Raw genomic sequence first — 22372 nt, 5'->3', positions numbered from 1 at the left:
TCCGGTGCCCCGCAGTCGTGCCACGGATCAGAGCAAGGACGCCTGAGATGACCAAGAACGACAAGACCTTGACCTCCTCCGGGTTCTACGTGTCGCAGGAAGCCCCGATCGTGTGCGACAACCCCGTGCCGAAGCCGTCGGTGCCGCCACCGGACGTGCTGCGGTGCGCGTCGATGGAGCTGGTGGTGAGCGACCTCGCGGCCGCGCGCGAGTTCTACGTCGACGTGCTGAACCTCGTGGTCACCGAGGAGACCGACGGGGTGATCTACCTGCGCACGCTCGAGGAGTTCATCCACCACAACCTGGTGCTCCGACAGGGCCCGGTGCCCGCGGTGGCTGCGTTCTCCTACCGGGTGCGCTCGCCGGAGGACTTGGACAAGGCGGTCGCGTTCTACTCCGAACTCGGCTGCCGGGTCGAGCGCCGCAAGGACGGCTGGGTCAAGGGCGTCGGCGACACGGTGCGCGTCGAGGACCCGCTCGGTTTCCCGTACGAGTTCTTCTACGACGTCGACCATGTCGAGCGGCTTGCGTGGCGGTACGACCTGTACACGCCGGGCGCGCTGGTGCGGCTGGACCACTTCAACCAGGTCACCCCGGACGTGCCGAGGGCCGTGTCGTACATGCAGCACCTCGGGTTCCGGGTCACCGAGGACATCCAGGACGACCAGGGCACGGTGTATGCGGCGTGGATGCGGCGCAAGCCGACCGTGCACGACACCGCGATGACCGGCGGTGACGGGCCGCGCATGCACCACGTCGCGTTCTCCACGCACGAGAAGCACAACATCCTGGCGATCTGCGACAAGCTCGGCGCGCTGCGCCGATCCGACTGCATCGAGCGCGGCCCCGGTCGGCACGGCGTGTCCAACGCCTTCTACCTGTACCTGCGCGACCCGGACGGCCACCGCGTGGAGATCTACACGCAGGACTACTACACCGGTGACCCGGACAACCCGGTCGTCACCTGGGACGTGCACGACAACCAGCGGCGTGACTGGTGGGGCAACCCGGTGGTGCCCAGCTGGTACACCGACGCGTCGCTGGTGCTCGACCTGGACGGGAACCCGAAGCCGGTGGTCGCTCGCACGGACAGCTCGGAAATGGCGGTGACGATCGGCGCCGACGGGTTCTCCTACACCCGCAAGGACGACGACAAGCCGCTGCCGGAGTGGAAGCAGGGCGAGTACAAGCTGGGCCACCAGCTCTGAGTCGCCACACGCTGGGTCACCAGCGCTGAGCCTCGCTCGCCCCTGACCGCCTAGCTCGAGGGAGATTCATGCTCGAACCCGACGTGATCACCGCGATCGCCGACGAGCTCGCCGAGGCCGACCGGAAGCGGACCGTGGTGCCCCGGATCACCGCCCGCTACCCGCAGGCCGACGTCGAGGACGCCTACGCCATCCAACGCACCTGGCGGGACCGCCAGCTCGCCGCCGGGCGGCGGCTGGCCGGCCGGAAGATCGGGCTGACGTCGAAGGCGATGCAGTCGGCGACCGGTATCAGCGAGCCGGACTACGGGGTCGTCCTCGCCGACACCGTGTGGACCAGCGGGTCGACGATCCCGTTCGACGCGTTCTCCAACGTGCGCATCGAGGTCGAGTTGGCGTTCGTGCTCTCCGCCCCGCTGGAGGGTCCCGGGCGTACCGTGATCGACGTGCTGCGCGCCACCGAGTACGTGATCCCGGCGCTCGAAGTGCTGAACTCCCACATCGAGCTGGAGGGCCGCACGATCGTCGACACCATCGCGGACAACGCCGCCTACGGCGCGATGGTGATCGGCGGCAACCCGACCCGGCCGGAGGACGTCGACCTGCGCTGGGTCTCGGCGTTGCTGTACCGGAACGAGACGATCGAGGAGACCGGTGTGGCGGCCGGGGTGCTCAACCATCCCGCGACCGGGGTGGCGTGGCTGGCGGACAAGCTGTCCCAGCACGGTGACCGGCTCGAGGCGGGGGAGATCATCCTCGCGGGCTCCTTCACCCGCCCGATGTGGGTCGAGCGCGGTGACAGCGTGCTGTGCGACTACGGACCGATGGGGACGATCACGTGTCGCTTCCAATGACCTTCCGTGATGCGCTGGCAGCCGCCGACCGGCCGCTGGCCGGCATGTGGTGCTGCACCGGCAGCCCGCTGGTCGCCGAGATCTGCGCGGGCTCCGGGCTGGACTGGCTGTTGATCGACGGCGAGCACGGGCCGAACGATCTGACCACGATCCTCACCCAGCTGCAGGCCGCGGCCGCCTACCCGGTGACCACGGTCGTCCGGGTGCCGAGCAACGACGCAGTGATCATCAAGCAGGTGCTCGACCTGGGCGCGCAGAACATCCTGGTACCCATGGTCGCCTCGGCCGAGGAAGCCCGTGCCGCGGTCGCGGCGATGCGCTACCCGCCGGGCGGAATCCGTGGCGTCGGGTCGGCGCTCGCCCGCTCGGCCCGGTGGAACCGGGTGGACGGCTACCTGGCAGATGGCGACCGGCACGTCAGCTTGTTCGTCCAGGTGGAGAGCGGTGCCGCGGTCGAGGCGGCCGGCGAGATCGCCGCGGTCGACGGAGTCGACGGGGTCTTCGTCGGCCCGTCCGACCTGGCCGCCTCGATGGGGCTGCTCGGGCAGCAGACCCACCCGGACGTCGTGGCCGCCGTGCTGCGCACGTTTGAGGCGGTGCGGGCGCGGGGGAAGCCTGTGGGGGTGAACGCGTTCGACCCCGAGTTCGCGCAGCGGTACCTGGACGCCGGGGCGTCGTTCGTCGCCGTCGGCGCCGACGTCACGCTGCTCGCCAGGGGCAGTGAGGCGCTTGCCGCGCGCTACATCCGTTGAGCTGCCCCATCCCCAGACCGATGCGACCGGTCCGCGGGGCGGGCCGGAGAGGACGGGAACGATGACCGACGAGCGAGAGAAGCAGCTGCTGGCCGGCGTGCCGGACGGACTGTTCATCGGTGGCCAGTGGCGCCCGGCCGAGGGCGGCCGCACGTTGCCGGTGCACGACCCGGCCACCGGCGAGGTCGTCAAGGAGATCGCGGACGCGTCCGTCGCCGACGGCAAAGCCGCGCTGGACGCCGCCTGCGAGGCGTTCGACGACTGGGCGGCGACGCCGGCGCGGGAGCGGGCGGAGCTGCTGCGCCGGACGTTCGAGCTGGTGCGGGAGCGGGCCGAAGACCTCGCGCTGCTGATGACCATCGAGATGGGCAAGCCGCTGGCGGAGTCGCGCGGCGAGGTCACCTACGGCAACGAGTTCGTGCGTTGGTTCAGCGAGGTGGCCGCGCACGTGCAAGGCCGGTACGGGGCCAACCCGGAGAACACCGGCCGGATGATCGTCTCGCAGCATCCGGTCGGGCCGTGCTACCTGATCACGCCGTGGAACTTCCCGCTCGCCATGGCGACGCGGAAGATCGCCCCGGCGCTGGCGGCAGGCTGCACGGTCGTGATCAAGCCCGCCGCGCTGACCCCGCTGACGACGTCGGCCTTCGTGCAGATCCTGGTCGAGGCCGGGCTGCCGCCCGGGGTGGTCAACGTCATCAACACCTCCGACTCCGGCGGGGTGTCCGAACCGATCATCACCGACCCGCGGCTGCGCAAGCTGTCGTTCACCGGGTCCACGCAGGTCGGGCAGATCCTGCTGCGGCAGGCGTCGGAGCGGGTGCTGCGCACCTCGATGGAGCTGGGCGGCAACGCGCCGTTCATCGTCTTCGAGGACGCCGATGTGGACAAGGCAGTCGAGGGTGCGCTGCTGGCGAAGTTCCGCAACATCGGGCAGGCCTGCACCGCGGCCAACCGGTTCCTCGTGCACGCCGACGTGGCGGAGGAGTTCACCCGCCGGATCGTCGAGCGGGTGAAGTCGTTCAAGGTCGGCCGCGGCACCGAGGAGGGCGTGACGATCGGCCCGCTGATCGACGACCGTGCGGTGGCGAAGGTCGAAGCGCTGGTCAAGGACGCCGTCGCGCGAGGCGCGAAGGTGCACACCGGCGGGCAGCGGCTGGACCGGCCGGGCTCGTTCTACGCGGCCACCGTGCTGAGCGACGTGCAGCCGGGCAGCGACATCCTGCGCGAGGAGATCTTCGGCCCGGTGCTGCCGATCGCCACGTTCGGCGACGAGGACGAGGCGGTGCGGCTGGCCAACGACACCGACTTCGGCCTGGTCTCCTACGTCTACACGGAGAACCTGGCCCGCGGGCAGCGCATGATCGAGCGGCTGCAGAGCGGGATGATGGGCCTGAACATGGGCGTGGTGTCCAACGCGGCGGCGCCGTTCGGTGGCTGGAAGCTGTCCGGGCTGGGCCGGGAGGGCGGCGCCGAGGGCATCAACGAGTACTTGCAGACCAAATACACGTTGACGCCCAACCCGTTCGCCTGATTGGTTGGGTGGCCGAGGGCGGGCCTGCGACGCCCACTGCGCATGGCCCGCCCGACCTGCCCTGCGTTCCGGTCTCCCTGGTGTCCTGGTGGCCCGGGCAGTGACCGGTCATCCCGGGGCCGCCGGGCTCACTCGCCAGGGCGGCTCGGTGCCAGGACGGGCTGGCGCACTTCGAACCGGCTTGAACTGCGCTGTTCGCTGCGCGTGGCCCTGTCCGGCCTGCCCGCGTCCTGGTGACTTCGCCGGTGGCCAGGGGCCTGCGGCCGGCGGACCGCAGGCCCGAGCCTGTCCGGCTCAGATCGTGCGGCCCACCCCGCGCCAGTACGGCTCCCGCAGCTGCCGCTTGAGGATCTTGCCCGACTCCAGGCGCGGGATCTCGCGAAACTCCACGACCTTGGGCGCGTTGTAGGAAGCCATGCGCGCACGCACGTAAGCCCGGACCTCGTCGGCGGTGACCGGCGTCGTGCCGTCCAGCTCGACCGCCGCCGCGACCGACTCGCCGTACTCGTCGTCCGGGATGCCGAACACCGCGACGTCGCGGACGCCGGGCATGGTGAGCAAGCATTCCTCGATCTGCGGCGGGTAGATGTTCACCCCGCCCGAGATGATCATGTCCTTCTTGCGGTCGTTGAGATACAGGAACCCGTCCTCGTCGACGTAGCCGACGTCGCCCGCGGTCAGGAACCCGTCACGTTCGATCCTGCGACGGTCCTCCGGGTTGTTGGTGTACTCGAAGTCCGGCTGCTCGGCGATCCTGGTGTAGATCTCACCCGGCACACCGGGCGGGACCTCGTTGCCCTCGTCGTCCAGGATCCGCAGTTCCACGCCGGGCAGCGGCTTGCCGACGGTGCCCTCGTGCGCCAGCCACTCCGCACTGTCCGCCCCGGTGACCAGGCCGATCTCCAGGCTGCCGTACATCTCGTAGAACACCGGGCCCCACCAGTCGATCATCGCCCGCTTCACGTGCCGGGGACAGGGTGCCGCTCCCTGGGTCACGTGCTGCAGCGAGGACACGTCGTACCGGTTGCGCACCTCCTCCGGCAGCTGCAGCAGGCGGTTGAACATGATCGGCACCAGCATCAGGTGCGTGATCCGGTACTTCTCGATGGTGGCCAGCAGGCCCTCCGGGTCGAACTTGGGCGCGAGCACGACGAACCCCTTGCTCCGGACCCAGCCGTTGGCCCAGTTCAGTGGTGCGCCGTGATACATCGGGCCGGTGACCACCGCCCGGACGCCCGGCCGGAAACCGCAGAACTTGGCCAGCTCGGTGTGATACCGGGTGGGCCGGGTGACCGGATCGCGGCGCACGCCCTTGGGCTTGCCGGTCGTGCCCGAGGTGTAGAGCATCGCGGAGGGGGCGGGTTCCGGCGGGTCGGTGCGCGGCTCGAAACCGGCGATCCACCCGTTCCACTCCGTCGCACCCTCCGGGACCTCGCGCTGGTCGCTCGGGATCCGGTACGCATCACCGATGTCCGCCGGGGTCGGGACGACGCGCACCGCGACGTGCGGCGGGAGCAGATCGAGCAGCGGCCGGACCAAGTCGGCGTGGCCGACGAGCACCTTGGCGCGCGCGTCCAGCACGATGTCGGCCACTTCCTCCGGCTTCAGATGCCAGTTCACCGGCGCCGCGGAAACACCGAGTATGTTGGCGCCCGCCATTGCCTCAAAGAACGGAATGTCGTTGCGCATCAGCAACGCCACGGAATCGCCACGTGTCACCCCGAGGGATGCCAACGCGCTCGCGGCCCGCTTGCTGCGCACGTCCAAGTCGTGCGACGAGACGAATTCGTCGCCCCGCAGAATGCCTGGTTCGTCGATCACGTACGCCTCCGCGCTGGAAGAACTGAGAAAGCCGAGAAAGAAACGCTGACTAGTGCTTGCTGACCGGTTCCAGGGCTTCGAGCAGCATGCGATGCCGCTGTTCCAGGTACGGGCCGATCATGTCGTCGGTGTAGATGTAGAGCCGGTTCTCCTTGATCGCCTCGAGCACCATGATTCCCACGTCGTCGGGGGAAACCCCGTTGGCCAGCGCGGACGAATGCGGGTGGTCGTCCCTTTTCCGCCCACCGGAGCGTGGGCTCAATGCTTGGGAGTGGGCGAAGATGTCGGTGTCGACGTAGCCGGGGCACAAGACGCTGACCCCGATGTCGTGCTTGGCCAGGCCGTGCCGCAGCGCCTCGGACATGCCTACGACGGCGAATTTCGTCGCCGTGTACATCACGCCCGCGCCGATGACCACCAGGCCGGCACCGGATGCGGTGTTCACGATGTGGCTGTCGCCGCCGCGGGCGAGCATGCGCGGCATGAAGGTCTGGATGCCGTTGACGACGCCGAACAGGTTGACCCCGACCATCCAGTCCCAGGTCTCGTAGGTCATCTCGGTCGTCGGCTCGCCGCCTGCCACCCCGGCGTTGTTGAACAGCAGCGACACCGCCCCGAGTTTCGCCTCCACCTCGTCGGCCACTTCGCGGTAGCGATCACGGTCGCGCACGTCGAGCACGTGTGCCTCGACGGCGGTGAGCTCGCTCAGCTCGGCCTTGGCCGCATCGAGGCCCGCCTGGTCGACGTCGACCAGCGCCAGCCGGGCGCCTTCCTTGGCCAGCGCGCGAGCGATGCCGAGGCCGATGCCCGCGGCGCCACCGGTGATGAATGCCGTCCGACCGTCGAATTGCTGAATCGCCACGCTCGATCCTCTCTTCGCCCGGATGTCGCCCCCGCACCGAATCTAGACGCGCAATCTAGTCTATGTCAATCAACATAGTGACATCACGGTCCAGTGCACGTAATGCGACGGCGGCCGGTGCTGGCGGGCCCGAGGCATTGGGATCACTGCGCGCGCACGTGCGCAAAATGATCACTGCGCGCAGAGCGCCTCGACCGGCGAATACGCCATGACAGATGACGCGGACACGGTCGGAACCTGGTGCGATGGCGCGCCGGGGCTATTTGTTGTTGATCATGTTTTCGACCAGTTTCTCCAGCCAGTCCATGGCCGCGTCGAGGTCGAAACCGGGGTCGAGCTGCCGCTGCAGGCCGAGGCCGAAGATGGCGCCGTTGACCACGGCCGCGATGTGATACGTCGATTCGTCGCCCTGGTCGGCGCCCGCCGAGGCGAGGATGTTCGCCGCCGCTTTCCGGCGGTTGGCGAAGAACTGTACGTAGTGCTCGTGGATCGTGCCGTCCTTCGACATCGCCTCGCTCAGCAGCGTGTAAAGCATGGCGGCGGCGGGGGTGTGCAGCCACTCCTTGACGCGATCGAAGAGCTCCCGCACGCCTTCCGGTCCTGGATTGGTGATCGTTCCGGCGTGGATGAACTTGTCGATCGCGCGCTCGACGACGGCGACGAGCAAGCCTTCCTTGTTGTCGAAGTGCCACGGGATGGAACCCCGGCTGATGCCGGACAACTCCGCGATGTCGACGAACGAGGTGCGCGCGAACCCCTTCTTGGCGAACAGGGTTTCGGCAGCGTCCAGGATGCGGCGGCGGCTCTCCTCGCCGATCTCGTCCATCCGGCTCTTGCGCCTGCTCATCTCACCATCCTCCCGACCGGGCTGGACATACTCTATGCCTGGTGGCACCGGCTCTGCCGGCCGGCTCGGTTCCCGGTGTCATTCGCCGATGCGTCGGTAGGAAGCCGGCCGCTTCTCCAGATATGCCTGCCACCCCTCTTTGATGTCGTCGCCCTCGACCGCCTCGGCCAACAGTTCCCTGGCGGTCGCCGACGCCTCGCGCAGCGAGGAATGCAGGTCCCGGTACACCTGCCGCTTGATCGTGGCCAGCGATGCCGGGGAGCAGTTGGCGGCCAGGTCGCGCACGTAGCCGGTGGCGGCGTCGAGCAGCTTGCCGTCCGGGAAGGTGGCGTTCACCAGCCCCAGCCGCAAGGCTTCGGCTCCGTACACCCGCCGGGAGGAGAAGAGCAGGTCGAGCGCAGCGGAGTAGCCGATCAACCGGGGAAGAAGCCAGCTGCATCCGCCTTCGGCCACGGTGCCGCGCTGGGAGAACCCCATGGACAGGAACGCGCCGTCGGCCATGAACCGCAGATCGGCCCACAGCGCCAGCACCGCGCCCATGCCGATCGCGGGGCCGTTCACCGCGGCGATCACCGGCTTGCGCAGGGTGATCAGGTAGTCGAACGGTCCTGCCGGATCGGACGACGAGCCGGGCCGCTCGTCGCCGGTCGTCGGCCGATGGCGCAGGTCGTCGAGCGTCAGGCCCTTGAGATCGCCGCCTGCGCAGAAGGCACGTCCTGCGCCGGTGATGACGACGCCGACGACGCGCTTGTCCGCCTCGGCCTTGGTGACGGCGTCGCGCACCTCCGTCGCCATGGCCGGCAGCCACGCGTTGAGCCGATCCGGCCGGTTGAGGGTGACCACTGCCACCGGGTCCGTCACCTGGTAGTCGATCGTTTCGTACTGCGCGGTCATCGTGGCGTCCTTACTTCTTCGGTGCGGGTGGGTCAGCGGGCCGGTCCATAGCGCAGCAGACCGTCCGCGTCGGTGTCGGCGGTCAGTTCTCCGCGCCGGCGCAGATGTTCGAGGTGGGCGAACGTCTCGTCCTCGGCCAGTTCACCCCAGGACTGCTCGCGGAACAGCAGGCGCATGTACTCCTGGACGGATCCGCGCTCGAGGCGGGGAGCCGCCCGGCGCAGCACATCCAACCGATCCTGGTGGTGCCGCAGGATCGCGGCCACCCTGCCGCGGAGGTCGCCGAACGGGTCGCCGTGCGCAGGCAGGGCGATGCGCACATCGTTCAGATCGGCGAACCGGCGCAGCGAGGCGAAGTACTCGGCCAACGCGTCACCGGAGGACGACACGTCGCCGATGTGCGGGGTGATCGTCGGCAGCACGTGGTCGCCGGTGAGCAACACGCCCGATTCGGCATCGTGCAAGCACAGGTGGTCGTCGGTGTGACCGGGGGTATGCAGCACCGTCCATGCGCGATTGGCCAGGCGGAGCGTTGCTCCGTCCCTGACCGGCTTGGTCGGTACCAGTGGCTGGTAACGGCCACCGGCAGCCGGATGGTCCACGCGGAGCTGCTCCAGGAACATGCGCGGCGGTGCGGGGCGCCGGCCGCCCCACGGGGCGGGCCGCGCGAAGTGCGATTCGATCGCGGCGAGCTGGTCGGCGAACGACGGCAGGCATGTCGCCGGGCCGGCGGCAGCGGAGTCGAAGGCCGCGGCGAAGTCCTCGTGCGTCACGATCTCGACATCGGTTTCGTACCTCAGCCGCAGCGCGCCGCCGAAATGATCGGCGTGGGAGTGGGTGACCACGACGGTGTGCACATCGCCGACGTGGTAGCCGGCGCGAGCCAGGCCGGCGACGAATGCGGCCCATGCGCCGGAGCCGGGCAGCCCGGGATCGACGACGGCCACGCCGTCGTCGTCCGGCAGCAAGTAGCAGTTGACGTGCCCGAGCCCGGTCAGCCGGATGGGCAGCTGCAGCCGGAGGACGCCGGGCGCCACCTCGTCGATGGTCTCCGACGCGGGCCGTTGTTCCTGCTTGCTCGCCGGTCCGGGGGTCGCCGCACGGCCATGAGGGTGCACGATCGGTCCTTCCCGGTCAGGCCATGCGGACGCCGGCGTCCAGGCTGATCGTGGTGGCGTTCAGGTACTTGTTCTCCACGATGTGCTGCACCAGCGCGGCGAACTCCTCCGGGCGCCCGAGCCGCGGCGGATGGAGGATCATGCGTTCCAGGCCTTCCCGGACCTTGGGGGACAGGCCGTCCGCCATGGCCGTGTCGAACAGGCCGGGGGCGATCGCGGTGACCCGGATGCCCAGGCGCGCCACGTCCCGCGCGGTGGGCAGTGTCAGCCCGACGATGCCCGCTTTGCTCGCCGCGTAGGCGGCCTGGCCGCGCTGTCCCTGGTTCCACGCACCGGAGGAGACGTTGACCACCACGCCTCGCTCGCCGTCGACCGGGTCGTTGGCGGCCATCGCGGTCACGCAGTGCCGCATGACGTCGAAGGTGCCGATGAGGTTCACGTCGATGACCTTGCGGAAAGCCTCCAGCGGCAGCGGCTTCTCGCCGTCGGTGACCAGGCCAGGGGTGGCCGCTCCGGCCGCGTTCACGCAGACGTGGATGGCGTCGAACCGTTCCTTGACCGCTTTGACGGCGCTTTCCACCTGGGCGGGGTCGGTCACGTCCACACGAACCACGAGTGCGGTGTCGTCGTGCCCCCTCGCTACTTCTTCCGCGCGCTTCTCGTTCGCGTCGAGCAGCGCGACCTTGGCGCCCGCCGAGAGCATCCGTTCAGCCGTCGCACGCCCCAGGCCCGACCCGGCCCCGGTGACGACGACCGTCTTCCCCACGATTTCCATGCGTTGTCTCCTGCTCTTTCGTGTGATGGCTGGCCGGCCCGGCGGCGTGCGTCACACGGTCAGGACGCTGACCGCTGCCGCCGCCGGCTGGGGCCCCAGGTATCCGCCTGCGTTCTCGGCGACGGCGACCCGTGCGCGGGGTACTTGCCTGCTGCCTGCTTCCCCGCGCAGCTGGGTGACCAGCTCGAAGACCTGCGCGACACCGGTTGCGCCGAGCGGGTGGCCCTTGCTGACCAGTCCTCCGCTCGGATTCACCGGCAGGCGGCCACCGATGGCAATCTCACCGGCCCGGACCATGGCCACCGCCTTGCCGTCCGGGACCAGTCCGAGCTCTTCGATGACGATCATTTCCGCCGGAGCCGCCGCGTCATGGACCTCGGCGACGTCGACGTCCTCCGGGGCGACACCGGCTTTGTCGAAGGCGCGTTCGGCAGTCCGCCGCACCAGGTCGTCGTCCTCGCCGCGCACACCCGCGCCGACGACCGAGGCCAGCAGCTTCACGGCTCGCGCCGGGGCCGGTGGCGATGCCGTCAGCACCGCCGCGGCGGCTCCGTCGCCGATGGGTGCGCACATGGGGACGGTCAGCGGACCGGCTACCTGGCGCGCGGCCAGGATCTCCTCCGGGGTGAGGCGCTTGCGGAATTGCGCTCGGTCGTTCAGTGCACCGTTGGCGTGGCTTTTCGCCGCCACCAGCGCGAAGTCTTCCGCGGTGGCTCCGCTGCGATCCATGTACGAGCGGGCGTAGTTCGCGTAGACCTGCATGAACGGCGAGGCCGACGCGTCGGTCAGGCCGAGCGAGCGCCGCAACTCCGGCAGCCGCTCCTGGTCCATCGCACCCGCCATGACGGCGAGCGATCGGCGCTTGTCCTCGTGCGTCAGCTTCTCCACACCGACCACGAGAACGTTCTCCGCTTCTCCGGCCGCGATGGCCGTGCGCGCCAGCGACAGGGCAGAGCTGCCACTGGCGCAGGCGTTCTCGACGTTGAACACCGGCACACCGGCGAGCGGCGTGCCGTCCAACCACACTTGCCCGCGGACCGACTCCTGACCCTGCAAACTCCCGGCGAAGACGTTGGCGAAACAGACGGCCTCGATCCGTTCGGGCGCGATGCCCGCGTCGGCCAGTGCCTCCGACACCGCCGCGCGGACCAGTTCGCGGGGCTTGACGTCGGGAAACTTCCCGAAGCGGGTCATCCCGACCCCGGCAACGAAGATCTGCGTCCCGGCCATGGCTCAGTCCTCGAAAACCGGGCGCGTGCCGTCACGGAATGCGGCGAGGCCGATGAGCACGTCGCGGGTGCGCAGGTAGTCGCGCAGGGTGTCGGCCTCCGCGGCCAGCCCGTCCTTGAGCGTCACGTCACCGGCGGCGTCGACCATGCGCTTCATCGCCGCCAGGACACGCGGGCTGCGTGCCGCCAGCGACTCGCTGACCTCCGTCAAGACCCGATCCAGCTCGTCCGCGGCGACCACGCGGGTGACGAAGCCGGTGGGCACCAGCTCTTCCGCCGAGACGAACTCGCCGGTGAACATCAGGCGTTTGGCCAGGTTGGGGCCGACCGCGCGAGGCAGCCGTGCCGCGCCGCCGGCGCCGGGCAGCAGGCCGTAGTTGCTGTGCGCGTCGGCGAACCGCGCCTGCTCGGACGCGATCACGATGTCGCAGGCGAGCACCAGCTCCAGGCCGCCCGCCGCGGCGATGCCGTTGACCCCGGCGATGACCGGCTTCGGCAACGCGGCGATGCGATTGACCACCGCCGCCACCCGGTCGACGATCGCCTCGATACGACCGACGTCTGGTTCTTCGCCCGGGACCTCGACCAGATCGGCGCCGGCGCAGAAGGCCCGGCCCGTGCCGCGGACGACCACCGCCCGCACGTCGGATTGCTCGGCGCGGTCGACCGCCCGGTGCAGCCCGTCGACCATGTCGGGGTTGATCGCGTTCAGCACCTCGGGCCGCTGCAGGTGCACCCACAGCACCTTGCCGCGCATGCCGAAGGACACGGCCGCGCCGGGCTCGGCGTCGACGGCCTTCGCCTCGGTGGCACTCATTGCCGCTTCGCCTCCCACTGCTTGAAGAAGGTGGGGTCCACCGGAACGCCGTGGACCTCCTGGTTGTGGCTGTGCGACAGCTGGTGGTAGGCGAAGCCGATCTGCAACGAGGCCTTCCGCCCCTGCTGGTCCTGTGCGGCGTTGACGGCTTGCTTGGCCAGCTTCAGGGCGAACAGCGGCTTCGTGGCGATCCGCTCGGCCAGCTCCAGCGTGAACGATTCGAGCTCGCCGGCAGGCACCACGTGGTTCACCATGCCGAGCCGGTGCGCCTCGGCGGCGCTGAAGTAGTCGGCGGTGAACAACAGCTCCTTGGCTTTGCGCACGCCGAGCTCCCACGGTTCGTGGAAGAACTCGGCGCAGGCCACGCCCATCTCGACCGGGTTGATCCGGAACGAGGCGTCGTCGGCGGCCACGATGATGTCGCACGGCCAGACGAGCTGCAGGCCGCCCGCGATGCAGCGGCCCTGCACCGCGGCGATGGTCGGCTTCGGGATGTTCCGCCAACGCTCGGACAGCCCGAGATACATCTCCATCTCCGCGGCCATCCGGCCCTCCGCGCCCGGGCAGCCGAAGCCGCACCAGGTGCCGACGGTGTCGAATTCGTCCAGCACCTCGGCCCGTTCGGTGTCGGTGAGGTCGTGACCGGCGGAGAAGTCGGGGCCTTCCGCGGCGACGATGACGACGCTGACGTCGTCGTCCTGCGCTGCCTTGTCGAATGCCTGGTTGAGCTCGTAGAGCATGCGATAGCTCTGTGCGTTCCGCTTTTCCGGCCGGCTCGCCACGATGCGCGCCACTTTCGGCGCCGGGCTCTCGTACCGGATGGTCTCGTACTCAGTCAATCGAGCAGCCCTCCTGTTGACAGTTAACCACAGTCTATGTTGATCAGCCAAGTGTTGAACGGGCGCTTGTCTCCGGTGTGGTCGTTCGGCCTGCTCGCCGCCGTAGGGCCTGCTCGGTGTGTTCACCCAGCAGCGGCGGCGGGCGGTCCGGCCGGAGCTGTTTCCCGTCGATCCTGACGCCGAGGGGGAGGAAGCGCAGCTTTCCTTCGGTGGGGTGGGCGAGTGTGTGGGTGATCGCCCGTGCACCGCGTTCGGAGATCACCGACGCTACGTCGCGCACCTCCGCCGCGGGAATGTCGAGCTGAGCGAAGAGGTCGAGCCAATTGCTGGTCGTCGTGGTCGGCATCAGCTCTTCGAGCAGCCGATACAGCTGGTCGATGTTCGCCGAGCGGCCGGTGACGCTCGCAAAACGCGGGTCGCGCAACAGGTCCGCGCGGCCGATGTGGGTGAGGAAACGCTCCCATTGCGCGGCGGTGTAGATGGTCACGCTCAGCCATCCGTCGGCCGTGCGGTAGGGACCGCGGTGCGGAGAGGTGACGCGACGATAGACGGGTGGGCCGACGGCGGGGTCGAACGTTTCCCCGGCCAGATGTTCCAGCAGGGCGAACCCGGTCGTCACGTCGACCATGGGGATCTCGATCACCGCTCCCCGTCGGGTTCGGTCCCGCCGCCGCAGGGCGGCGAGGATCGCCAAAGCGGCCATCATGCCGCTGGCCTTGTCCGCCAGCACGGTCGCCACGTAGCTGGGGCGGCCGCTCAACGCCGCCTGGACCGACACCATCCCGGACTCGGCCTGAGCGATGTCGTCGTAGACGGGACGGTTCTCCGCGCCGGAGCCGGTGGCGTAGCCCTGGATCGCGCACAACACGACGGATGGGTGCCGGGACCGGACCTCCTCGGCGGCCAGCCCGGCCCGCTGGGCCGCGTCCGGGCGCATGTTGTGCAGCACGACATCGCTGTCGCCGATCAGGGAGTGCAGCTGCTCGCGACCACGGTGGCTGCGCAAGTCGAGCACGATGCTCTGCTTGTCCGTGTTCAGCGCCAGAAACAGGCTGGCCATGCCGGGCGAGCGAGCGGCCCCGATCTGCCGGGTGATGTCGCCGTGCGGAGGCTCGACCTTCAGCACTTCGGCGCCCAGCTGGGCCAGGAGCAGGCCGCAGTACGGCGCGGACAACGTCGAGCCGACTTCGACGACGCGAAGACCGTGCAGCGGTTTCCCGGTCATCAGCGCCCCAGGAACTCCGGCCGCCGCCGCTCCGCGCCGGCGCGAACGCCTTCCCGGGCGTCGTGGGTGGTGAAGAGCCTGTCTTGTTCGGCCTTCTCGTGCCTGGTCGCAGCGCGAACCTCGGCAGCGAGCCGGGACCGCAGCGTCGCCTTGATGGAGCGAACGGCCAGTGGCGCGTTGCCCGCGATCTCGGCGGCGAGTTCCTTGGCCGCGGCCAGCTCGCCACCGACTGGTGCGAGCCGGTCGACCAGGCCGATCGAGGCGGCCTCGTCGCCGCCGATGCGGCGCCCGGTGAGCAGCAGGTCCAATGCCCGTTGATGGCCGACGACCAGGGGAAGCGTCACGGAGAGCCCGAAGCCGTGATGCACGCCGAGACCGGCGAACGGGGCGGAGAACCGGCTCGCCGCGGATGCGACGCGGAAATCGCAGGCCAGCGCCAAGCCGAGCCCACCGCCGATCGCGCCGCCCTGCACGGCGGCGATCACCGGAAGCGGCTGCTGGAACAGCCGCACCGCGGCGTCGTAGATGTGTACCTGGTCCGGGCTGGTGAGGCGGGCTCCGGAAACCCCGCCGGAGAGATCGGCGCCCGCACAGAAGTGCTTGCCGCTGCTGCCGAGCACGACTGCTCGGACGTGCTCAGACGCGGACAGCTCGGCGAAGGTGCCGGCCAGTGCGGCGATCATCTCCGCGGAGAAGAAGTTGTGCTGTCCCCGGCGGAAGGTGACGACCGCGACGTGGTCGTCGGAAACCTCGGTGGCGATGGTGAAGTCCGGCATGGCTTCCTCTCGGTCGGCTCGGCGGTGCCGCGCACGCTTGGCCAGTCACGATCTGACGCTGGTCTCGCGCCGTTCTTTTCCGGCGGTGCGGCGCGCTTGGGGAGCTCCGCGGTGAGGGCTGGGGGCTCCGGTTGCGCCCTCACCGCGGAGCAAGCCGTCACGGCACGTTCATCCGCCTTGGGTCGTTGACCGCGAACCCGGTCGCGCCTGCGACGGAGGTGAAGGTGTGCGACGGCAGGCAGACGACGACCTGGTTGGTCCCGGCCTCGAGCGCGACCCTGGTGATCTGGCCGAACGCCTTGGCCCTGGTCTCCGGGTCGGCGCTGCGCCGCGATTCGGTGATGAGGTCGGGAATCCGCGGATCGATGAACTTCCCGGAGCCCGCCTTGACCGCGTAGTTCTGTTCGGCCCAGGTGGACACGTCCGGAGCGGAGGCGGTGAACAGCGTGACGATCAGGTCGTAGTCCCCGGCGCGCTTGCGGGCCAGCAGGTCCGCGTAGTCGATGGCCTCGATCTTCGCGGTGATGCCGACCTTGCCGAGCTGCTCCTGCAACACCTCGGACAGCCGCTGGTATGCGGACACGTTCGGGGTCAGGATGGTCACCGACAGGCCGTTGGGTGCGGCTTGCCTGATCGCCGCGCGCGCCTTGTCCGGGTCGTAGGCGACATACGGGGCCTCGTCGATGCTGTCGTCGTGCGCGATGTGCTCCTTCGGGTACGGCTGGGCCGACACGGTGCACTTGCCGTCGAGCAGGAACTTGCTGATGCGTTCCCGGTCGATGGCGTTGGAGATGGCCTTGCGCACTTCCGGCTTGCCCAGCACCGGGTGGTCGGCGTTGATCGCCAGGCCGTACGCGGTGGCCGCGGGCTCTTCGTACGTCTTGAGCCCGGCCGCCTCGGCCTCAGCCAGCTGGTTGGGCCGGATGATCGCGGCGTGGATCTCGCCCGACTTGACCGCGTTCAGGCGTGCCGCGTCGTCGGTGAAGACGCCGACTTCCACACCGCGGGGAACGATTTCGTCGGCGGCCCAGTAGCCGTCCCAGTACTCGAATGTGATCTTGGCGTCGGTCACCTTGCTGACCGTGAACGGGCCGGCGCCGACCGGCTTCGTGCTGGTGTTGCCTGCCTTCAGGCTCTTCGGGCTGACGATCATGCCCGCGAACCCGGCCATGAGGTTGGGCAGATCCCCGGCGGGCCGGTTGGTCTTGAATCGGACGTGCAGGTCGTCCACGGCTTCGACGGATTCGATCAACGCAAGGCTTCCGGCGAGCAGACTCTCCGGTGACTTGAAATGTTCGATGCTCGCCACGACCGCGTCCGCGGTGAATGGAGTTCCGTCCTGGAATGTGACGCCCTCGCGCAGGGTGAAGTCCACGGTCTTGCCGTCTTCGGACAGTTTCCATTCGGTCGCCAGTTGCGGGTGCAGGGTGCCGTCGTAATCGGCGTCGACCAGTGAGTCGTAGATCAATCCCAGGTACACGTACTGCACGGCGTCGCCCGCCGTCGCCGGGTCGAGCGAGGTCGGGATGGTGGAGGTTCCCCATCGCACCACCTGGCCCTGACCAGGCTTGACGTCGCCGGCGGGGGAGTCGGCACCGGTGCTTGTCCCGCCACAGCCTGCGACCAGGGCAAGCACGGCGGACGCAGCGAGCGCGCGAATGGTTGATCGCCTCATGGCAATTCCTTACTGCGAGACGGAAAAAGGGGAGTTGTGCGGTGCGGATCACGGCGAGATGGTCGATCTCGCCCGGGTTCGGTTTCCGATCAGTGCGATACGGCGGATGTGGTTGGTGCAGAGCCGGGCAGCAGGCACGCCACGTGGTGGCCGCCGCCCACGTCGACGGTCGGCGGGTCGATTTCCGCGCATCGGCCGGTAGCCAGCGGGCACCGGGTACGGAATCGGCAGCCCGCCGGGACGTCGTCGGGGCTGGGGATTTCCCCGTCGAGGACGATGCGCCGACGGGAACGCTGCACCACCGGATCGGCGATGGGCACAGCGGACAGCAGGGCGCGGGTGTAGGGGTGCTGGGGGTTGTCCACCACGGCGGTCGCCGGGCCGCGCTCCACGATCCGGCCCAGGTACATGACCGCGATCTCGTGCGACAGGTGCCGGATGGTGGCGAAGTCGTGCGAGATCAGGATCAAGCCGAGGCCTTCTTCCTCCTGCAGCTGCAGCAGCAGATTCAGGATTTCCGACCTAGTGCTCAGGTCGAGCGCCGAGGTCGGTTCGTCGGCGACCAGAAAGCGCGGGGACAGCGACAGCGACCGCGCGATGGCCACTCGCTGCCGCTGACCCCCGGACATCTGGTCCGGGTAGCGCGTGACGAGCCGCGGATCCAGCGCGACCCGCTCGGCCAGCTCTTCCGCTCGCCGGGTGAGCTCGGCTCGGGTGGCCAGGCCGTGCACCAGCAGCGGCTCGGTCATCGCATGTGCCGCGGTCTTGGTGGGGTCCAGGGAGCCGTACGGATTCTGGTGGATGATCTGCACCTGGCGGCGGAAATCCCGCAGCTCCGCGCGGTTCAGCTTGGTGACGTCCCGTCCGTCGAGTGTGAGGGAGCCTTCGTCGGCCGGAAGCAGCTTGGTCATCAAGCGGCCGAGCGTGGACTTGCCGGATCCCGATTCGCCGACCACTCCCACCGTCTGCCCTTCGGCAACGTCCAGGGAGACCGCGTCCACCGCGCGCACGAATCGCCGGGCGCGGAGCAGCGATCTGCTGCGCACCGGGAACGATTTGCTCAGCCCGTGCGCGCGGAACACCGCGGCCTGGGCCGAGCTGCTTCGTGCTGGGCGGGACGATGGCCACGTCACCGGCGTCTCGTTCGTGGTCATGACGACATCTCCAATCGGGTCACCGCGTCGACCCGCAGGCAGCGGCTGTCGTGGTCGTCGCGCACTGCCGCGACGGGGATCTCGCCGTCCAGGCAGCGTGCCTCGGCGAAGGCGCAGCGATCGTGGAAGCGGCATCCGGCGGGGAAGGCGCCCGCCGGTGGCACTCGGCCGGGAATGATCGGCAGGGCGGTCAGCCGTCTGCCTGCCTGCGGCACCGAGGACAGCAGGGCCCTGGTGTAGGGGTGCGCGGGGTTGGCGAAGAGTTCTTCGGTGGGCGCCTGCTCGACCGTCTGGCCGGCGTACATCACCACGACGCGATCGGCGATGCCGGCGACCACGCCGAGGTCGTGGGTCACCAGCAGCATGCCCATCCCGGTGCGTTGCTGCAGGTCGGCCAGCAGTTCCAGGATCTCCGCCTGGACGGTGACGTCGAGCGCGGTGGTCGGCTCGTCCGCGATGAGCAACCGCGGTTCGCAGGCGATGGCGGCGGCGATCAACGCCCGCTGCTGCATGCCCCCGCTCAGCTCGTACGGGTAGGCTGCGGCCCGGGCCCGGGGGTTGGGAATCCCGACCAGCTCGAGCAACTCGACGGCTCTCTCCAGCGCCACCTTGCGGGGTTCCCGCAGGTGCAGCCGCCGGGACTCGGCGATCTGCGCGCCGACGGTCATCGTCGGGTCGAGGCTCGACATGGGGTCCTGGAACACCGAACCGACGACCGACCCGCGCAATGCGTCCATGCGCCGGGCGGTGGCGGCCGTGACGTCCTCCCCGGCGACGGAGATGGTCCCGGACGCGACGACGACCTGTGGGGGAAGCAGACCGAGAACGGCCAGGGAGGTGATCGACTTGCCGCAACCGGACTCGCCGATCAGGGCGACGGTCTCCCCGGCGCGCACCTGGAAGCTCACGTCCTCGACCAGGCCGGGCTGGCCGGGAGAGCCCAGCAGGTCCAGGCGCAACGTGTCGACGGACAGCACCGTTTCGTGCCGAGCAGCGGTGGCGTTCATGAGTTCTTCCGATCGGCCGTCACGTCGCGCACCACGTCGCCGAGCGTGTTGAGCGCGAGGATGGTCAGGGTCAGGCAGACGCCGGGCGGAACGACCGCGTAGGGGGCGCGGAACTGCTGGTCGGCGGCGGCTTTGAGCATCGATCCCCAGCTCGCTTCCGGCAGCTGCACGCCGAGCCCGAGGAAGCTCAGGCCCGCCTCCGCCAGCAGCGCGAAACCCATCATCAGCGTGACCTGCACCAGCAGCGGGGCCAGCACGTTCGGCAGGCAGTGCACCCAGAGGATCCGGCGGGTCGAGCAGCCGATGGATTCCGCGGCGTCGATGTAGCCCTCTTCGACCACGGTGAGCGTGGCACCACGGACGATGCGGTACAGACGGGGAGCGAAGACCAGGCCGATGGCGATCATGGTCGGTCCGATGCCGGGTCCGAGGACCGCGACGATGGCGATGGCCGCGACGATCGCCGGAATGCTCAGCAGTGCGTCGGCGATGCGCGAGAGCACGGCGTCGAATCGCCCACGGAGGTAGCCGGCCAGCAGCCCGGCCGGTAGGCCAAGCAGAACGGCGATGCCCACCGCCACCACCGGCGCGACGACCACGATGCGGGTGGCGTAGATCAGGCGGCTGAGCACGTCCCGCCCGTAGTCGTCGGTGCCCAGCCAATGCGCGGCGCTCGGACCTTGGAACTGCTCGCTGAGGCTTTGGGCATAAGGGTCGTACGGGGCGAGGACGGGCGCGAACACCGCCGTGACCACCAGGCCGACGAGAAACGCGAAGCTGACTGCTCCTGCCGGCCTTCGCAGGATGAGCCGCACGGTGCGGAAGGCGGGCCGCTTTCCCTGGGACGGCACGACCGCGGACGACGCAGCTGACGTGGTCATGAGCGCACCTTCGGGTTGATCCAGCCGTAGGAGATGTCGACCAGCAGGTTGATGACGATGACGATGAGCGCGACCAGGACAACGTAGGCCTGGATGACCGGGTAGTCCTGGCGGACGACCGAGGTGATCGCCAGCGTCCCCAATCCGGAGATGCCGAAGACGGCCTCGATGATCACGACACCGCCCAGCAGGGACGCCGACTGCAGCCCGAAGACCGTGACGACCGGGATGGCCGAGTTGCGCAGGACGTGCTTGCGGACCAGCCAGCCGCGGCTGGCGCCACGGGCACGGGCGGCCAGGATGTAGGGCCGGGAGAGCACGTCGACCACACCGCCGCGGGTCTGCCTGGCGACCTCGGCCGTCATGGCCAGGGCCAGGGCGAAGGCGGGCAGGATGACGTGCCGCAGCCAGTCGCCGAATCCTTGCTCGATGGGCACGTAACCGGTGGCGGGCAGCCAGCCGAGATCGAACGCGAACACCGAGACCAGCAGCAGGCCGACCCAGAAGTTGGGCATTGCGATGCCCAGGGTGGCCAGCAGCGAGACGCCGCGGTCGGCCCAGCTGTTCTGGCGCAGCCCGGCGACGGTGCCCGCCGTCACGCCGAGCACCGCGGCGATCAGCAGCGCGACGACGGAGATCGAGATGGTGGCGGGCGCCGCCGCCAGCAGCGAGTCGATCACCGGCCGGTCCGAGTACAGCGATGTGCCGAAGTCGCCTTGCACCGCTGCCAGCAGCCAGTTGCCGAACTGCACGACCAGCGGCTCGTTGAGTCCCAGCCGCTCGCGGGCGGCCTCCACCTCGGCCGCCGTCGCGTCGCTGCCCACCAATGCCTCCGCGGCATCGCCGGGAGCCGCCTGCATCAGCAGGAAGACGACCACCGCCACCAGGAACAGGGACACGAGCGAGATGCCGAGGCGGCGCAGGAGGCGGATCACCATGGCGTCACCGCCGCGCGATGTGTGTGTCTCGCGGGTCGGTGCGCCGCCGCGCGATGTGCGTCTCCCGCCGGCCGGTGCGGCGTCGTGGCGACGCTGCGCGTTCGGCAGTCCAGGCGCTGCACGATCTCTCCACTCCCTTGTGTTGTGAGCTGCAACACGTGGCTGACTTGGCTAGGTACCGTACAGCATGGCAGAGGATATGTCGAGCAACATAGACTTTGATGCGCCGCAGGGAAGGTGGGGCGACGAGGTGGCCGAGCCGGGGTTCGGCCGCCTTGGCACGGCGGAAAGGGAAGGCTCGATGCGCGGTGAGCGGATTGCGTCGCACGCCCGACGCGGCAGGCGAAAGTGCTGGTCAGGTGGCCGCGAAGGTGCCGGTGATACTCAGCTGGCCCAGCTTGTCAAGCGGGGGAGCAGGGCGGCGTAGACGTCGGGGTCGAGCGCCATGGCGGTGTGGGTGCTGCGCACTTCGACGTGTTCTGCACTCGGGTCCCGGCACAGCTCCCACGGCGCGATCTTGTCGTGCCGGGAAAAGACGGAGACCGCCGGGATGTCGCCGGGCAGCGGGCTGTCCAGGTGCTCGCGGTTGGTGCGGTAGCAGGGGCCGGTGAAGCAGTCCTGGTCGACCACGCCGGGGATGCCGGCGGTGCCGAGCCGGGCGATCACGCGGGCGACGGCGAGGAACTTGGCCCTGCCGCCCAGGGGGTTGAGCACCGCGCTGGCCAGCATGACCAGTCCGCCGACCAGGTCGGGCCGGCGGACCGCCACGATGCGCCCCAGCCAGCCGCCGCGGCTCTGGCCGAAGACGATCACTTTGCGGCCGGTCGCCTCGGCATGCCGCTCCAGCGTGCGCTCCAGTCGCTCCACCATGGTGGTGGTGCAGCCGACGTTCAAGCCGGTGCGGGAACCGATGGCGCGATAGCCACGCGCCGCGAACCAGGTGCGCGCCAATGCCAGGCTGCGGTCGCCGAACCCGAAGCCCGGGATCAGCAACACGCCCTGGCCTCGGCCGATGTGTTCCCGACGGGTCCAGATCGGATGCCGGAGAAGCCGGGGGATGTCCCGCACGATGGTGCGGAACGTTCCTTCTCCGACGGGCGAGGGGTGTTGCGCTGGCACGCCGGATGGATATCCCGTTCGGCCGGCTTTCATGCGCGGCGCGCGGA

General features: G+C 69.4%; 21 protein-coding genes. 4 read left to right on the top strand and 17 right to left on the bottom strand.

The genetic code is table 11. The features are described 5' to 3' along the window. The first annotated feature begins 47 nt into the window (after window positions 1-47). The 4 genes from hpaD (at window position 48) to CXP56_RS10125 (ending at window position 4348) form a co-directional block, all read left to right on the top strand. The gene (hpaD, locus tag CXP56_RS10140) at window positions 48-1208 is read left to right on the top strand and encodes a 3,4-dihydroxyphenylacetate 2,3-dioxygenase (protein ID WP_286900912.1); all 1161 of its coding nucleotides are present in this window, start codon (window positions 48-50) and stop codon (window positions 1206-1208) included. Window positions 1209-1276: 68 nt separating this feature from the next. Then, on the top strand, window positions 1277-2062 hold the full coding sequence (locus CXP56_RS10135) for a fumarylacetoacetate hydrolase family protein (RefSeq protein WP_028848456.1): 786 nt from the start codon (window positions 1277-1279) through the stop codon (window positions 2060-2062). Next, the gene (locus tag CXP56_RS10130) at window positions 2059-2814 is read left to right on the top strand and encodes an HpcH/HpaI aldolase family protein (protein ID WP_038045458.1); all 756 of its coding nucleotides are present in this window, start codon (window positions 2059-2061) and stop codon (window positions 2812-2814) included. Before CXP56_RS10135 ends, CXP56_RS10130 begins: the two co-directional genes overlap by 4 nt. Before the next feature lie 61 nt (window positions 2815-2875). Further along, the gene (locus CXP56_RS10125) at window positions 2876-4348 is read left to right on the top strand and encodes an NAD-dependent succinate-semialdehyde dehydrogenase (RefSeq protein ID WP_028848458.1); all 1473 of its coding nucleotides are present in this window, start codon (window positions 2876-2878) and stop codon (window positions 4346-4348) included. Between the two features lie 294 nt (window positions 4349-4642). Here the strand turns inward: CXP56_RS10125 and CXP56_RS10120 are convergent, their stop codons facing one another. The 17 genes from CXP56_RS10120 to CXP56_RS10040 form a co-directional block, all read right to left on the bottom strand. Continuing rightward, the gene (locus CXP56_RS10120) at window positions 4643-6169 is read right to left on the bottom strand and encodes an AMP-binding protein (RefSeq protein ID WP_038045460.1); all 1527 of its coding nucleotides are present in this window, start codon (window positions 6167-6169) and stop codon (window positions 4643-4645) included. Window positions 6170-6218: 49 nt separating this feature from the next. After that, entirely contained in the window at window positions 6219-7031 is an 813-nt protein-coding gene (locus CXP56_RS10115; protein ID WP_286900909.1) for an SDR family NAD(P)-dependent oxidoreductase, read from the bottom strand. A gap of 259 nt (window positions 7032-7290) precedes the next feature. After that, window positions 7291-7878 (bottom strand): TetR/AcrR family transcriptional regulator, encoded by a 588-nt coding sequence (locus CXP56_RS10110; protein ID WP_028848460.1) that lies wholly within the window; start codon window positions 7876-7878, stop codon window positions 7291-7293. 78 nt (window positions 7879-7956) lie between these two features. Further along, entirely contained in the window at window positions 7957-8772 is an 816-nt protein-coding gene (locus tag CXP56_RS10105; protein ID WP_286900908.1) for an enoyl-CoA hydratase-related protein, read from the bottom strand. Between the two features lie 32 nt (window positions 8773-8804). Next, a complete protein-coding gene (locus CXP56_RS10100; RefSeq protein WP_286900906.1) occupies window positions 8805-9890 on the bottom strand; it encodes an MBL fold metallo-hydrolase in 1086 nt (361 codons plus the stop codon). Window positions 9891-9906: 16 nt separating this feature from the next. Beyond that, window positions 9907-10665, bottom strand: coding sequence for an SDR family NAD(P)-dependent oxidoreductase (locus tag CXP56_RS10095; RefSeq protein ID WP_286900905.1), 759 nt, complete (start codon window positions 10663-10665; stop codon window positions 9907-9909). 51 nt (window positions 10666-10716) lie between these two features. Next, window positions 10717-11895 carry a thiolase family protein gene (locus CXP56_RS10090; RefSeq protein ID WP_286900904.1) on the bottom strand — a complete coding sequence of 393 codons (1179 nt, stop codon included), beginning with the start codon at window positions 11893-11895 and terminating at the stop codon, window positions 10717-10719. A 3-nt stretch (window positions 11896-11898) separates the two neighbouring features. After that, entirely contained in the window at window positions 11899-12711 is an 813-nt protein-coding gene (locus CXP56_RS10085) for an enoyl-CoA hydratase/isomerase family protein (protein WP_286900903.1), read from the bottom strand. Continuing rightward, a complete protein-coding gene (locus CXP56_RS10080) occupies window positions 12708-13550 on the bottom strand; it encodes an enoyl-CoA hydratase (RefSeq protein ID WP_286900901.1) in 843 nt (280 codons plus the stop codon). Before CXP56_RS10080 ends, CXP56_RS10085 begins: the two co-directional genes overlap by 4 nt. A 43-nt stretch (window positions 13551-13593) precedes the next feature. Further along, entirely contained in the window at window positions 13594-14775 is a 1182-nt protein-coding gene (locus tag CXP56_RS10075; RefSeq protein WP_286900900.1) for a CaiB/BaiF CoA transferase family protein, read from the bottom strand. Further along, on the bottom strand, window positions 14775-15551 hold the full coding sequence (locus tag CXP56_RS10070) for an enoyl-CoA hydratase/isomerase family protein (protein ID WP_286900899.1): 777 nt from the start codon (window positions 15549-15551) through the stop codon (window positions 14775-14777). Before CXP56_RS10070 ends, CXP56_RS10075 begins: the two co-directional genes overlap by 1 nt. A gap of 157 nt (window positions 15552-15708) precedes the next feature. Next, the gene (locus CXP56_RS10065; protein WP_286900898.1) at window positions 15709-17226 is read right to left on the bottom strand and encodes an ABC transporter substrate-binding protein; all 1518 of its coding nucleotides are present in this window, start codon (window positions 17224-17226) and stop codon (window positions 15709-15711) included. Window positions 17227-17315: 89 nt separating this feature from the next. Then, entirely contained in the window at window positions 17316-18380 is a 1065-nt protein-coding gene (locus CXP56_RS10060; RefSeq protein WP_286900897.1) for an ABC transporter ATP-binding protein, read from the bottom strand. Further along, entirely contained in the window at window positions 18377-19387 is a 1011-nt protein-coding gene (locus CXP56_RS10055) for an ABC transporter ATP-binding protein (protein WP_286900895.1), read from the bottom strand. The genes CXP56_RS10060 and CXP56_RS10055 overlap by 4 nt, the downstream gene beginning before the upstream one ends. After that, complete coding sequence (locus tag CXP56_RS10050; protein ID WP_028848462.1) at window positions 19384-20268, bottom strand: ABC transporter permease; 885 nt, start codon at window positions 20266-20268, stop codon at window positions 19384-19386. Before CXP56_RS10050 ends, CXP56_RS10055 begins: the two co-directional genes overlap by 4 nt. Continuing rightward, window positions 20265-21206 (bottom strand): ABC transporter permease, encoded by a 942-nt coding sequence (locus CXP56_RS10045; RefSeq protein ID WP_028848463.1) that lies wholly within the window; start codon window positions 21204-21206, stop codon window positions 20265-20267. Before CXP56_RS10045 ends, CXP56_RS10050 begins: the two co-directional genes overlap by 4 nt. A gap of 384 nt (window positions 21207-21590) precedes the next feature. Then, window positions 21591-22325, bottom strand: a complete 735-nt coding sequence (locus CXP56_RS10040) for an alpha/beta hydrolase (protein ID WP_286900893.1) — start codon at window positions 22323-22325, stop codon at window positions 21591-21593. Window positions 22326-22372 lie beyond the last annotated feature (47 nt).

The sequence above is a fragment of the Thermocrispum sp. genome (assembly GCF_002919275.1).
GTDB lineage: Bacteria > Actinomycetota > Actinomycetes > Mycobacteriales > Pseudonocardiaceae > Thermocrispum > Thermocrispum agreste.
Note: the sequence above shows the minus strand (reverse complement) of the source record. Positions and strands in the feature narration are given on the sequence as shown.